16 protein-coding genes are annotated in these 12,643 nt (G+C 59.6%); 9 read left to right on the top strand and 7 right to left on the bottom strand.

Translation table 11 applies throughout. The features are described 5' to 3' along the window. Positions 1 to 64: 64 nt before the first annotated feature. The 5 genes from IHQ71_RS10030 to IHQ71_RS10010 all read left to right on the top strand — a co-directional run bounded on the left by IHQ71_RS10030 (position 65) and on the right by IHQ71_RS10010 (position 3,903). Positions 65 to 844 (top strand): ABC transporter substrate-binding protein, encoded by a 780-nt coding sequence (locus tag IHQ71_RS10030; RefSeq protein WP_258161825.1) that lies wholly within the window; start codon positions 65 to 67, stop codon positions 842 to 844. Between the two features lie 99 nt (positions 845 to 943). Beyond that, entirely contained in the window at positions 944 to 1,813 is an 870-nt protein-coding gene (locus tag IHQ71_RS10025; RefSeq protein ID WP_258161824.1) for an ABC transporter permease, read from the top strand. Further along, positions 1,810 to 2,640: an ABC transporter permease gene (locus IHQ71_RS10020; RefSeq protein WP_258161823.1), complete on the top strand. Its 831-nt coding sequence runs from the start codon at positions 1,810 to 1,812 to the stop codon at positions 2,638 to 2,640. The genes IHQ71_RS10025 and IHQ71_RS10020 overlap by 4 nt, the downstream gene beginning before the upstream one ends. Positions 2,641 to 2,743: 103 nt before the next feature. Next, positions 2,744 to 3,010, top strand: a complete 267-nt coding sequence (locus tag IHQ71_RS10015; protein WP_258161822.1) for an usg protein — start codon at positions 2,744 to 2,746, stop codon at positions 3,008 to 3,010. Positions 3,011 to 3,072: 62 nt separating this feature from the next. After that, positions 3,073 to 3,903, top strand: a complete 831-nt coding sequence (locus IHQ71_RS10010) for a methyltransferase domain-containing protein (protein ID WP_258161821.1) — start codon at positions 3,073 to 3,075, stop codon at positions 3,901 to 3,903. A gap of 1 nt (position 3,904) precedes the next feature. Here the strand turns inward: IHQ71_RS10010 and IHQ71_RS10005 are convergent, their stop codons facing one another. After that, positions 3,905 to 4,132, bottom strand: a complete 228-nt coding sequence (locus IHQ71_RS10005) for a type II toxin-antitoxin system RelE/ParE family toxin (protein WP_374990014.1) — start codon at positions 4,130 to 4,132, stop codon at positions 3,905 to 3,907. Positions 4,133 to 4,183: 51 nt separating this feature from the next. Beyond that, positions 4,184 to 4,468 carry an antitoxin of toxin-antitoxin stability system gene (locus IHQ71_RS10000; RefSeq protein WP_258161820.1) on the bottom strand — a complete coding sequence of 95 codons (285 nt, stop codon included), beginning with the start codon at positions 4,466 to 4,468 and terminating at the stop codon, positions 4,184 to 4,186. Positions 4,469 to 4,579: 111 nt separating this feature from the next. Between IHQ71_RS10000 and IHQ71_RS09995 the strand changes: the two genes are divergently transcribed. Both IHQ71_RS09995 and IHQ71_RS09990 read left to right on the top strand, forming a co-directional pair. Continuing rightward, positions 4,580 to 5,452 carry an NAD(P)-dependent oxidoreductase gene (locus IHQ71_RS09995; RefSeq protein ID WP_258161819.1) on the top strand — a complete coding sequence of 291 codons (873 nt, stop codon included), beginning with the start codon at positions 4,580 to 4,582 and terminating at the stop codon, positions 5,450 to 5,452. Next, positions 5,449 to 6,141, top strand: coding sequence for a DNA alkylation repair protein (locus IHQ71_RS09990; protein WP_258161818.1), 693 nt, complete (start codon positions 5,449 to 5,451; stop codon positions 6,139 to 6,141). Before IHQ71_RS09995 ends, IHQ71_RS09990 begins: the two co-directional genes overlap by 4 nt. 57 nt (positions 6,142 to 6,198) lie before the next feature. Here the strand turns inward: IHQ71_RS09990 and IHQ71_RS09985 are convergent, their stop codons facing one another. Next, on the bottom strand, positions 6,199 to 6,687 hold the full coding sequence (locus IHQ71_RS09985; RefSeq protein ID WP_258161817.1) for an Lrp/AsnC family transcriptional regulator: 489 nt from the start codon (positions 6,685 to 6,687) through the stop codon (positions 6,199 to 6,201). Positions 6,688 to 6,753: 66 nt separating this feature from the next. After that, a complete protein-coding gene (locus IHQ71_RS09980) occupies positions 6,754 to 7,398 on the bottom strand; it encodes a uracil-DNA glycosylase family protein (protein ID WP_258161816.1) in 645 nt (214 codons plus the stop codon). A 196-nt stretch (positions 7,399 to 7,594) separates the two neighbouring features. Here IHQ71_RS09980 and IHQ71_RS09975 point away from each other — a divergent pair, with 196 nt between their 5' ends. Next, positions 7,595 to 9,130: a HAMP domain-containing sensor histidine kinase gene (locus tag IHQ71_RS09975; RefSeq protein ID WP_258161815.1), complete on the top strand. Its 1,536-nt coding sequence runs from the start codon at positions 7,595 to 7,597 to the stop codon at positions 9,128 to 9,130. Between the two features lie 6 nt (positions 9,131 to 9,136). On the opposite strand, the gene IHQ71_RS09970 is transcribed toward IHQ71_RS09975, so the two are convergent. The 3 genes from IHQ71_RS09970 to cobT form a co-directional block, all read right to left on the bottom strand. After that, positions 9,137 to 10,234, bottom strand: coding sequence for a hypothetical protein (locus IHQ71_RS09970; RefSeq protein WP_258161814.1), 1,098 nt, complete (start codon positions 10,232 to 10,234; stop codon positions 9,137 to 9,139). A 53-nt stretch (positions 10,235 to 10,287) separates the two neighbouring features. Continuing rightward, positions 10,288 to 10,653, bottom strand: a complete 366-nt coding sequence (locus IHQ71_RS09965) for a diacylglycerol kinase (RefSeq protein WP_258161813.1) — start codon at positions 10,651 to 10,653, stop codon at positions 10,288 to 10,290. 70 nt (positions 10,654 to 10,723) lie between these two features. Further along, positions 10,724 to 11,740 (bottom strand): nicotinate-nucleotide--dimethylbenzimidazole phosphoribosyltransferase, encoded by a 1,017-nt coding sequence (gene cobT, locus IHQ71_RS09960; protein WP_258161812.1) that lies wholly within the window; start codon positions 11,738 to 11,740, stop codon positions 10,724 to 10,726. A 113-nt stretch (positions 11,741 to 11,853) separates the two neighbouring features. On the opposite strand from cobT, the gene IHQ71_RS09955 reads away from it, so the two are divergent. Further along, complete coding sequence (locus IHQ71_RS09955) at positions 11,854 to 12,636, top strand: adenosylcobinamide-GDP ribazoletransferase (protein ID WP_258161811.1); 783 nt, start codon at positions 11,854 to 11,856, stop codon at positions 12,634 to 12,636. Positions 12,637 to 12,643: the final 7 nt, after the last annotated feature.

Here is a 12,643-nt window from a genome sequence, read left to right as displayed (position 1 = left end):
GTCCGCGAGCCTACCGGCACCTGCTAAAACAAGAATGGGCCGGAACAACACTAGGGGAAGAAAAATGCGACTGACAAAACGTCTCGCCCTTGCAGCCACCGTATCCGTAATGAGTGCGTTTGCTGGTGCAACGCTTGCCGCCGACAAGCTCGTGATCGGCACGGAAGGCGCCTATCCGCCCTTCAACAATCTCCAGGCCGACGGCACCCTCACCGGCTTCGATGTCGATATCGCCAAGGCGCTCTGCGACGAAATGAAGGCCGAATGCACTTTCGTGGCGCAGGATTGGGAAGGCATCATTCCGGCGCTCCAGGCCAAGAAATTCGATGCGATCACGGCTTCTATGTCGATCACGGCGGAACGCAAGGAGAAGGTCGACTTCACCAACAAGTATTACAACACGCCGCCGGCGATCGCCGTGCCGAAGGATTCTGCTATCACCGAGGCGACCGAAGCCGGTCTCGACGGCAAGATCCTCGGCGCCCAGGCCTCGACCACGCATTCGAACTATGGCGAAGCGCATATGAAGAAGGCCGAACTCAAGCTCTACCCGACCGCCGAGGAGTACAAACTCGACCTCGTCAACGGCCGCGTCGATGCGGTGATCGACGATGTCGTGGTGCTCTCGGAATGGCTGAAGAGCGAGGACGGCGCCTGCTGCAAGATTCTCGGCACGCTGCCGATCGATCCCGTGATCAATGGCGAAGGTGCCGGCATCGCCGTGCGCAAGGGCGACGACGCGCTGCGCGAAAAGTTCAATGCCGCGATCAAGGCGATCCGCGACAATGGCAAATACAAGGAAATCAACGCGAAGTATTTCAACTTCGACGTCTATGGCGGATAATCCGCGCATATCGTCATAAATGCACGGCGGAAGGGTTGCCCTTCCGCCGTTTTTGTTTGAGATAAAAGATACAAGTCCGGGAACAGGACGGGGGAAAGCATGGAGAGTGAAGTCACCGTTGCGGCGGAGACTGACGCATCGTTTCTGGCGCCGCTATGGGGCGTCCTCGATTCGATTGCCGGCGCGATCTGGGCCGTGCTTCATCCCATACTGACCACGATCGACCCTCTTTGCGGCCCCGTCGGCATTTTCAAGCTTTTCTTTTCAAATGGCGTTCTTGCCTGCGGCGACACGGGCTGGGGCGATGATGTGGCCAGCGGCTTCTATGTCACCGCCAGCCTCGCGATCTGCACGCTTCCTCTGGGATTGGTGATCGGCTTCTTCATTGCGCTCGCCAAACAGAGCGACGAACCCTTCCTTCGCTCCGCCGGCGACATCTACACGACGATCTTCCGCGGCCTGCCCGAACTTCTGACACTCTTCATCATCTATTTCGGCCTGCCGCTGATCCTCGAGCAAGCGCTCAGGCCGTTCGGACGCACGGAGCCCGTGGCGATCAATCCGTTCATTGCCGGAATGGTCGCGATCGGCGTGGTCTTCTCGGCCTATTGCTCGGAAGTGCTGCAGTCGGCCTTCAAGGCGATCCCGCACGGCCAGTACGAAGGCGGAGACGCACTTGGACTGCACCGCGGGCAGACAATGCGGCTGGTGATTATTCCGCAGCTCGTCCGCATCGCACTGCCAGGGCTCGGCAATCTCTGGATGACGCTGCTCAAGGACACGGCACTGGTCTCGGCGATCGGCCTGCCCGACATCCTGCGCCAGAGCGGAATCGCCGCCAAAGTTACCAAGCAAGCCTTCTTCTTCTATGGCCTTGCGTGCATCCTGTTCCTGGTGCTGGCGATCCTGTCATCCTTCATCTTCTCATGGATCGAGACCAAGGCCCGGCGCGCGGAGGTACGACATTGAGTATCGCCGAAGCAATCATCCCACCACAGGCGCCGCCACCACTTGGCCTCAAGGCGTTCACGGCGAGCCGCCTCGCCGGAATCATCTTCATGGCAATCTGGCTTGCCCTGTTCGCCGGTCTCGCCTTTTGGATGGTCACGGATTTCAGTGGCGACAAATTCGCCAAATATGGTCCCCGCATGCTCTGGGGCCTCGGGCTGACGCTGAAACTGGTCGGAACCTCGCTTGTCCTTGGCGCAATCCTTTCGTTACCCATCGCGTTTGCACGTATGAGCGCATCGTCCATCGTGTCCTCGATTGCCTATGGCTATGTCTATCTGTTTCGCGGCACGCCGCTGATCATGCAGGTGTTCCTGATCTATTACGGGCTCGGCAGTTTCAAGCATGCCTTCGAAAGCGTCGGACTGTGGTGGTTCTTCAAGGATGCCTATTACTGCGCGCTGCTCGCGTTCGTGCTCAACACCGCCGCCTATCAGGCAGAAATCCTGAGGGGCGCTATCCTCAGTGTGCCGCGCGGCCAGAGCGAAGCCGCCAAGGCTCTTGGCATCCATGCAATCCCGACGTTCTTGAAGGTCATTCTTCCGCAGGCCTTGATGGTGGCGCTTCGCCCCTATGGCAACGAGATCATCCTGATGGTGAAGGGCTCGGCGATCGTCGCGGTCGTCACCGTCTTCGACCTGATGGGCGAAACCAAATATGCATATTCCCGCACCTTCGATTTCCAGATCTATCTGTGGGCCGCGATCCTCTACCTCTCGGTCGTCGAGCTACTCCGCAACGTCTGGAATGCGCTGGAAAAACGGCTGACGCGCCATCTCAAGAGGTAGGCATGCCGCGAGCATGCCATATATCGGGCCTATAGTTAATGCTCGGTTAAGGTTGTTGTCGTTTCATTGTCATGTTCACGCAATCAACCAAGACGAGGTTGCCATGACAAATGATATGGAAATGCGGCTCAAGGGCTATGGACTGACCACCGCCGAAATCCTCTATCGCATGCCGGACCACCAGTCGCTGCTGCAGAAATTCATCTGGCAACACTACGATCTGGCCCCGGAATTTCCCGAGATGAAATCCTTCCTGAAGTTCTGGAAGGAGAAGATCGAGGGGCCGCTGCACTCAGTGCGCTACGTGCATTGGAAACTGATCTCGCCGACCGAGTGGCGGGCGCTGAAGGGCGACTTCATCCTTCACTGACCGTTGCATTTGACCCAGCTCGTCTCTATGACCCGCGCAAACGGGTGACGAAGGCTTGGGCGATGGCGAAGAAAAAGAAGAAGATCGACGAGACGGCGTTGGCCGCCGCCTATAACGAAGCGCTCGCGCTTGAAAAGGCCGGCGATTTCGACAAGGCCGCAAAGGCCTATCAGAAGGTGCTGGCGCTTGATCCCGAAGACCATGGCGGTGCTGCCGTACGCATCGCGTCAATGGGTCTCGGCGACGCGCCACCGAAGGCGCCGGACGCCTATGTCGAAACTCTGTTCGACCAGCATGCGGCAGCCTTCGAAGACATTCTCGTCGACCAGCTCGAATACTGCGTGCCGCTGATGGTGCGTGAACGCATCGATACGCTGAAACTTGGTCCCTTCAAGAAGCTGCTCGACCTCGGCTGCGGCACCGGGCTGACGGGTGGAGCGTTGCGCGATATCTGCGGCGAGATGGTCGGGCTGGATCTCTCGGAGAAGATGGTCGAGATGGCCCACGAAAAGGACCTCTACGAGACGCTTTACGTCGCCGAGGCCGCCGACTTCCTTGAGGACAACGAGGACGGCCCCTTCGACATCGTCACCGCCACCGACGTGCTCCCCTATGTCGGCTTCCTCGAAGAATTGTTCTTCGGCGTCGCCGACAACCTTGAAAAAGGCGACCTGTTCTTATTCTCGTCCGAAACGCTTCCCGACGCTGTGCTCAACGGCCGCGACTTCATGGTCGGCCCGCATCAGCGTTTCGCGCATGCGGAGTCTTATGTCAGGAAGGTGCTTGCCTCGGCAGGCTTCGAGGTGGCCGAACTTGGCGGCATAACAGTGCGGCTTGAGGACGGAGAGCCGATACCGGGACATCTGGTGGTGGCGCGCAAGATTTTAGTCTAATTCAATCCATGACTGGCGGCCATTGCCGCGCGACATGGACGAGCGTCAATATCCAGATCTCGTCGTCGATCAATTCATAGACAAGACGGTAGTTGGGGTGCGGCACGAATTCACGCGTGCCTGCCACCTCGCCAAGACGGCCAAGCATGGGGAAACTACTCAATCGCTTGGCAGCTCGAGCAAAGAGCTGGTCCATGCGCAGCGCTGCTTCAGGATGCTCTTCGGCAATGTAAGCCAGGATATCGTCGCGATCGGCCTCGGCCTCTTCCGACCATCTTATCTAGGCATTCTTGTTGGCTATAGCGGCACGCCTGGCGGCGAATTTTGCCTCGACTTCAGCATTCGACAGTCCTTTGCCAGCCCTCAGCGATTTACGGGCCGCCTCGACCTTTCTCTCGACAAAAGCCCAGTACTCAGCATCGGGCTTCTCATGCGAACCAACGTAGTCAGACATGAAATCCCGCACGATATCGGACGCAGGACGATTTTCTGCTTCCGCTGCCGCGAGAAAAGCATCGTGAAGATCGGCGTCAATATCGAGGATGAGTCGAGCATTTTTCGTCATATCGGGCTCCTATACCCCAATCCTATCATTTAATGCCAGACAGACAAGCTAGCCTCTTTTCGCCACGCCGCCATTGCAATAAACCGTCGTTGGAAAAGAGGAGCATATCGCATGGCAAAAGTTGCCTTTATCGGTCTGGGCGTAATGGGTTACCCGATGGCGGGTCATCTCAAGGTCAAGGGCGGGCACGATGTCACCGTCTACAACCGGACGGCCATCAAAGCCGCCAACTGGGCTGCCGAATATGGCGGGCTGGTCGCTACCACGCCGGCACATGCAGCCGAAGACGTCGATTTCGTCTTTACCTGCGTCGGCAATGATGACGATCTGCGGTCGGTCACGATAGGGGACGAAGGCTGCATAGCCGGCATGAAGCCGGGCGCGACGCTGATCGACAATACGACTGCAAGCGCGGATGTGGCGCGCGAACTCGAAGCCGCTTGCGCCGCCAGGGGCTGCCATTTCGTCGATGCGCCGGTTTCAGGCGGCCAGGCGGGTGCCGAAAACGGCGTGCTGACGGTGATGTGCGGCGCCAAGCCTGACGTATTCGAACGCGCACGGCCGGTGATCGACGCCTATGCAAGGATGGTGGGACTGATGGGTCCGGCCGGGTCCGGCCAGCTTGCCAAGATGGTCAACCAGATCTGCATCGCGGGCCTTGTGCAGGGGCTTGCGGAGGGGGTGCATTTCGCCAAGCGAGCGGGCCTCGATGTCGAGGAACTGATGGCCGTGCTCGGCAAGGGTGCCGCCGGCTCATGGCAGATGGACAATCGCCACAAGACGATGAACGCGGGCAAGTTCGATTTCGGCTTCGCCGTGGACTGGATGCGCAAGGATCTTGCCATATGCCTGGACGAGGCGCGGCGCAACGGCGCCAAGCTGCCGGTCACGGCGCTGGTCGACCAGTTTTACGGCGATGTGCAGCAGATGGGCGGCAAGCGCTGGGATACGTCCTCGCTGCTGGCGCGCCTTGAAAAGAAATGACGCTCGGCCCGTCCTCGACATCGGAAGAGATCATCGCGCATCTCAAGGGCATGCGCGATGAGGCCAATATCGAGGGCATGGGCCGCTTTGGCATCGACACCGGGACTGCGCTCGGGATTTCCAACACGGTACTCCGGTCGATTGCCCGACAGATAAAGCGTGACCATGTGCGCGCGCTGGCGCTCTGGGCGAGCGACATCCGCGAAGCGCGCCTGCTGGCCGCCTTCACCGGCGAGCCAAAGAAGATTACGGCGGACATTGCCCGCGTCTGGGCCTCGGACTTCAACTCCTGGGAAATTGTCGATGGCGTCTCTGACCTCTTCTGTGACGCCGGGCTTCAAGACCAACTTCTGACAGAATTCGCCGAAGACGAGCGCGAGTTCGTACGCCGCGCGGCCTTCGCGATGATGGCATGGAGTGCCGTGCATATGAAGAAGGAGCCGGACGCCACCTTCGTCAACTGGCTGCCGCTAATCGAGACATACGCGACCGACCCGCGCAATTTCGTCAAGAAGGCTGTCAACTGGGCGCTGCGGCAGATCGGCAAGCGCAATGCAACTTGCCACGCCCCTGCCCTTGCTCTAGCCGAAAGGCTCGCTGCGAGCGGGGACAAGACCTCGCGCTGGATCGGCAAGGATGCGGTGAAGGAACTGTCGGGCGAGAAAGCGATGGCGAAGATCGGACGCTGATATCTGGCCGCTGAGCGCAAGCGGCAGGTCAGGGCGCCAGAAGCGCCCCGCCTAGTCCTAGTCTTCCATGCTCTTGGCTTGCTCAAGCATCATGTAGTCGAGCGGCAGCTCGGTCGTGTACTTGATCTGCTCCATGGCGAAGGCCGAGGAGACGTCGCGGATCTCGATCTTGGCGATCATGCGCTTGTAGAAGGCGTCATAGGCCGCGATATCGGGCACGGCGACGCGCAGGAGATAATCGACATCGCCCGACATGCGGTAGAATTCCACCACTTCAGGAAATTCGGCGATAACCTCGGAGAAGCGCTTCAGCCATTCGATGGAGTGGGCATTGGTGCGGATCGAGACGAAAACCGTGACCTTGGTATTGACCTTGATCGGGTCGAGCAGGGCGACACGGCGCTTGATCACGCCATCCTCTTCCATCTTCTGGATGCGCCGCCAGCAGGGCGTGGTGGAGAGCCCCACCTTCTTGGCGACGTCGGCCACGGCAAGCGTCGAGTCCTCCTGCAAAAGTCTGAGGATTTTTCTGTCGAGCCGGTCCATTTCATGCCTCCGGTAAAATAATTTTCTCTCTCATATATGAATCTTTGGAAAAAAGGGAAAGCCGTTTCAAGAAATCCACCGCAAAACTTGCGCGCGGAGTTCCGGCAGCAACTCCGCCTCGAACCACGGATTTTTCTTCAACCAACCGGTATTGCGCCAGCTGGGATGCGGCAGCGGCAGCAGGCCGGCCTCGAGATGGCAGCGCCAGTTCCTCACAGTGTCGGTCATCGATTTCGGGGCGCCGCTGCCCAGATGCCAGGCCTGCGCATAGCCGCCCACCGCAAGGATGAGCCTGACCTGCGGCATCGACGAGATAGCCCGCGCCCGCCAAAGCGGCGCGCATTCCTTTCGCGGCGGCAGGTCGGAGCCATGCGCGTCGTAGCCGGGAAAGCAAAAGCTCATCGGCAGCATCGCGAATTTCGAGGGATCGTAGAACTGGTCGCGGTCCACGGCCAGCCATTGGCGCAGCCGATCGCCCGACGCATCGTTGAACGGAATGCCGGTTTCCTGCACCCGTAAACCCGGTGCCTGGCCGGCGATTAAAATACGGGCGGTGGCGGACAATCTGGCGACGGGACGCGGCTCATGCGGCAGAGGCTTGACGGCCGCATCGCGACAGATGCGACAGGCGGCGATTTCGGCCAAAAGCCTGTCGATTTCAGCAGGACCAGATTGGCCGATTGGTAAACGTATGTTGCCGTCGGACTTCATGTCGTTATCGCACAGTCAAAAGCCGTCTTTCTGAAGTTTCCGCCGCACACCATTGATTCCAAATGTTATTTTCTCCGGTGCAGGCGGGAAGCATTTCGCCGTCATGGCAAACAAAGCCTTATCACGGAAGCATCTTCTTAATCATTGGCCGCTATTCTTCGGCGCAAGCGTGTTGTGCGGATTTCAGTATCGTATCATGAGTAAGAGCGCCAGTTCCTCGCCAGACAAGATCATCGTCTACCGCTCGCGCGCCTCGAAGAACCGCGACACGGCCAAGGCGGTCAAGGATACGCGGGAACGCCTGCAGACGTCCGGCCAGGCGATCAGCACTTATGAACGCGAAATGATGGATCTCCATCTCGCGGCCGTGCAGCAGAGCGCGGCGATCATGCCGCTCCTCATCATGATCGTCGGCCTCACTGCCAATTATTTCGACGGCGATCTCAACCTCTTTCCCTGGATGCTTGCTTCGCTGTGCGTGCATTCCGCGAACCTTCTGCTGGCCAGACAGGCGCGGAAGGGCAACAATTCCGCCGAGGATGCCGCGAAATGGCGTCGGCGGCTGATCGCGGGCCAATTGGTCGCCGGCGTCTGCTGGGCATGGTTCGCCTATAAGGGCTGCACCCAATGCGGCGCGAGCTATTTCTTCTTCTTCAAGGGCGCCACGCTGCTCGTCGCGTTGTCGGCTACGTCGTTCGCGATGTTCATGCTGCGCGGCGCAACGTTGTTCACCTTTGCGCCAGTGGTGCTGGCGCTGGCGGTGGCGTCCCTTATCGACCGCGATCCGCTCGATGTCGCACTGACGGCGGTGTTCACCGCCACGCTTGCCTTCTTCGCCTTCATGACCGACCGGCTCTACAGTTCCAACGTCAAACTGCTGTCCTTCCAGTCGGAAAAGGATGACCTGATCGCCGAGCTTGAAGTGGCGAACTCGATGTCCGACGAAGCCCGCCGCCGCGCGGAAGAGGCCAACCTCGCCAAGTCCCGCTTCCTGGCCTCGATGTCGCATGAGCTTCGCACGCCGCTCAACGCCATCCTCGGTTTCTCGGAGGTGATGGCGACGGAGGTCATGGGGCCGCTCAACAACCCGACCTACAAGGAATATGTTCAAGACATCCACGCATCGGGCCAGCATCTGCTCGACCTGATCAACGAGATTCTCGACCTTTCGCGCATCGAAGCGGGACGCTACCAGCTCAACGAGGAATCGATCCAGTTGGTCGATATCACCGAGGATTGCATCGGCATGGTGCAGCTTCGCGCCCGCGCCAAGAATATCCAGATCGCCGACCAATTCGAACCCGACATGCCATCGCTCTGGGCCGACGAGAAGGCGATCCGGCAGGTCATCCTCAATCTGCTTTCAAATGCGGTGAAGTTCACCCCACAGGGAGGCGAAGTGGTCGTCAAGGTGGGCTGGACGGCGTCCGGCGGCCAATATGTCTCGATCAAGGACGATGGGCCGGGCATCCCCGAGGAGGAAATTCCCGTCGTGCTCTCGGCCTTCGGTCAGGGCTCGATCGCCATCAAGAGCGCCGAGCAGGGCACCGGCCTCGGCCTGCCGATCGTGCAGGCGCTGCTGCACAAGCACGATGGCTCGTTCCTGCTGAAATCGCGCCTGCGCGAAGGCACCGAGGCGATCGCCATCCTGCCGGCCAAGCGCGTGCTGCAGTCGGTGCCCGCGGTCGAGGATATGCAGGCGATCGATCGGAAGAAGAAGAGCTTCGCCTGAGATGGTTCACCTTAGCCGGGTATTAAAGTCCGCATCATCTGCAAATGATTTGAGATCGTTATCGACGCTTTTCTTGTTGAGCATGTTGAGAAACGTGGGCTTATATTTCGGATTCAGCTCGAGCGTCTTATCGATTGAATACAACACATCTTCCTTGATCTTTTTCAGAACATCGTCCGGCGCGCCCGCGGCCTTCTGGTCCGTATAGTTCTGTCCATGAGCGGCGGCCATGAGAAACCAGAATCTCGGGACCGACACCGCCGGGGTCGATATCAGCTCGCTGCCCATTTCGATGGCCTGGAGAAAGCCCTTGCCCTTCACGTCATACAGCAATTGAGTCATGACGGAGAGCGCGTCGCGAACAGATGTCCGGTTGGTCGATGCCATCACCTTCAAGCCGGGACTTTCCTTGAGCGCGGACTTTTCCGCGATCGAAGTCAAGGTCTTAGACTCTTCAACAGTCAGCGTCGCGTTCGCCCCATTGTCGCTGTTGAACTCTCGCTCAACGTGATGAAAGAGATAGGATATCCTCAATCTCGTATACAGATAGACGCCAAGAAACCCTATGGTCAGGCCGGCCACCAGTACCGCTGGTCCGGCGTACTTCATATGCGCCACGACAACGTCGACGCCATTAATCTTCATGGTGTCCATCGGAGCAAAGAATTCTCCGAATTTTTTCAGACCCTCAAAGATATAATTTATCTGGCTCAGCCCAACGCCCACAAGCATGGTCGTGAGCCATTCGGAAATCTTTTCGAGATTGGAGTTGCTTCGCAACAGCGGTTGACGTTGTTCCAGGACGGCAGCATTAGGCGCTCCGTCCACCGCTGGTTTTTCGCTGTCGGGCTCTAATACCCTAGTGATCTTGTTCACATAGGGAACGGAAAAAATAAACCCAATCAGTCCGCCTGACAGCGCGGCCGCCGCGAACACTGTAAAACTCAACCCAATAGAATTGATCCAGGCCGCGCCGTAACGACTAAAGGATGCAAACGGTATGGCGATAGCGACGACTATACAGAGCCATACGAAAATCTTCCCCATCGCCGAGAAATCATTGGCGCTGCGAGATCTATCATCTGTCTTTTGGTTGCTATTCATCGAACTCTCCCCCCGGAAAGCCCGATCATCCATGGCGTATCAAGTGCCGTCTACTACGCGAACACAACCCAAAGTATATACAACACAGCTGCCGAGATTGTACAGAAGACCGCAAACGAACCCAGATCCTTGGCATGTTTGCCGGTGCGGGAAACTTCGGGCGAGACCCGATCGACGAGTTCCTCCACCGCCGTGTTCAATGCCTCGACACCCAGCATCAGCAGGAAGATAATCGCCAGGCCGACATATTCGGCAAGTGTCGCGCCGATCACGGCGAACAGTATGATGGCGCCAGCGAAGAAGATCATCTCGTGCCGGAACGCGGACTCGCCGAGCGCGCGCTTGAAGCCGGCCATCGAATAGCCGCCAGCGGCGACGAGATGCGCCAGGCCGTGTTTTTTCGCTTCCGGTTCTTCCATGCGTCGCTGGTTCCTTGATCGGGTATTTCCTACCGGCCCAAACTGTTTCAGGGCTGGCGCGTAAGAGCGCTCAATCCTTGTTGGAAACGCCCGCGGACTCAAATGTTGCCATGCCGGTATGGCAGGCGGCGGCGGCTTTTACGATGCCGGCGGCGAGTGCCGCGCCCGTCCCTTCGCCCAGCCGCATGCCAAGTGCCAGTAGTGGCGTCTTGCCGAGCTTGTCGATGGCGCGCATATGACCCGGCTCGCCGGAGACATGGCCGATCAGGCAGTGATCAAGCGCTGCGGGATTGGCGGCTTTGAGCACCGCAGCGGCGGCAGTCGCAACATAGCCGTCGATGATGACGGGGATGCGTTCCATGCGCGCAGCGAGAATGGCGCCTGCCATCGCGGCAATCTCGCGGCCGCCAAGGCGACGCAAAAGCTCCAGCGGGTCCGACAGGTGGTCCCGATGCAATTCGACGGCCTTTTCCACCGCCTCGATCTTGCGCTGAAGCACCTCGCCTTCCGAGCCCGTGCCGGGCCCGACCCATTCCTGCGCCGTGCCGCCGTAGAGCGCGTAGTTAATCGCAGCGGCGATCGTGGTGTTGCCGATACCCATCTCGCCAATGCAGAGCAGGTCCGTGCCGCCGGCGATCGCCTCCATGCCGAAGGCCATGGTGGCGGCGCAGTCGCGCTCCGAGAGCGCTGCTTCCTCGGTGATATCACCGGTGGGATAGTCGAGCGCCAGGTCGAAGACTTTAAGGCCGAGATCGTAGGCGGCGCAGATCTGGTTGATCGCTGCCCCGCCATTCGAGAAGTTGGCGACCATCTGCTTGGTCACTTCAGGCGGATAGGGCGTGATCCGCTGGCGGGTGACGCCATGGTTGCCGGCGAAGATGGCGACCAGCGGCCGGGTGACCGCCGGCTTGCGGCCGCTCCAGGCCGCGAGCCAGAAGGCGATCTCCTCGAGCCGTCCCAATGCGCCGGGTGGCTTGGTCAACTGGCTGTCGCGCTGGCGGGCATCGACGAGCGCTTGGGTGACCGGTCCAGGAAGGTTGGCGATAAGTTCGCGAAAATCGTCGAATGGAAGTCCGCTGGTGCTCATCGTCGTGCTCCGAATTCTATTCCAAAGAGTTGTTGCCGCATCTATTATCGGCAGAGTCGGGGCGCGGCAACCATAGTTACGCCGCAAAACGGCGCGGAGGAGTGCGGGGGCGCATGAAGATCAGTGATTTCGTAGACGACGTGGCCAGAAGCATCGGCTTCCTGAGCCGCATTCCCGTGCCTTCGCGGCACTTCATCGGCCATGACGGCACATTGAGCCGGGCGGTCGGCGCCTTTCCCGTCGCTGGCCTGCTGATCGCGCTGCCATCGGCGGCACTGTTCGCGGTCCTGCTCGCTCTGCATGCCGATCCGCTGCTTGCGGCCTTTCTGGCGCTCGGCCTGCAGGTGATCCTGACCGGCGCGCTGCATGAGGATGGCCTCTCCGACACGGCTGACGGCATCGGCGGCGGGCGCGACAGGGAAAGCGCGCTTGTGATCATGAAGGACAGCCGCATCGGTTCCTATGGCGCCGTAGCACTCATCCTGTCCTTCGCGATCAGGGGCTCGGCGCTGGCGGTGTTCGGCGCGGTGTTGACTCCGACGCAGGCGGGCCTCGCGCTGATCGGCATTGCGGCCCTCAGCCGGGCGGCGATGGTGTGGCACTGGTCGCTGCTGCCTTCGGCAAGAAGCGATGGCGTGGCTGCCTCCGCTGGCATGCCCGAGGAGACCGCGACGTCGTTGGCACTCTTCACCGGCGCGCTTATCTGCCTCGTGTTGACCGGTGGCGCCACGTCCTTCATCGAGGGCGTGGTAGTGATCGCGGCTGCAGGCCTCGCTTGCTGGGCCGCGACGCAATATATCGATGCGAAAATCGGCGGTCATACCGGCGACACAATCGGTGCATCACAACAATTGACCGAGATGGTGTCGCTTTCGATACTTGCCGTTTTGCTCTAGGCACCCG

It is taken from the genome of Rhizobium sp. TH2 (assembly GCF_024707525.1).
GTDB lineage: Bacteria > Pseudomonadota > Alphaproteobacteria > Rhizobiales > Rhizobiaceae > Rhizobium_E.
This window is presented reverse-complemented; position numbering and strand designations above follow the sequence as displayed.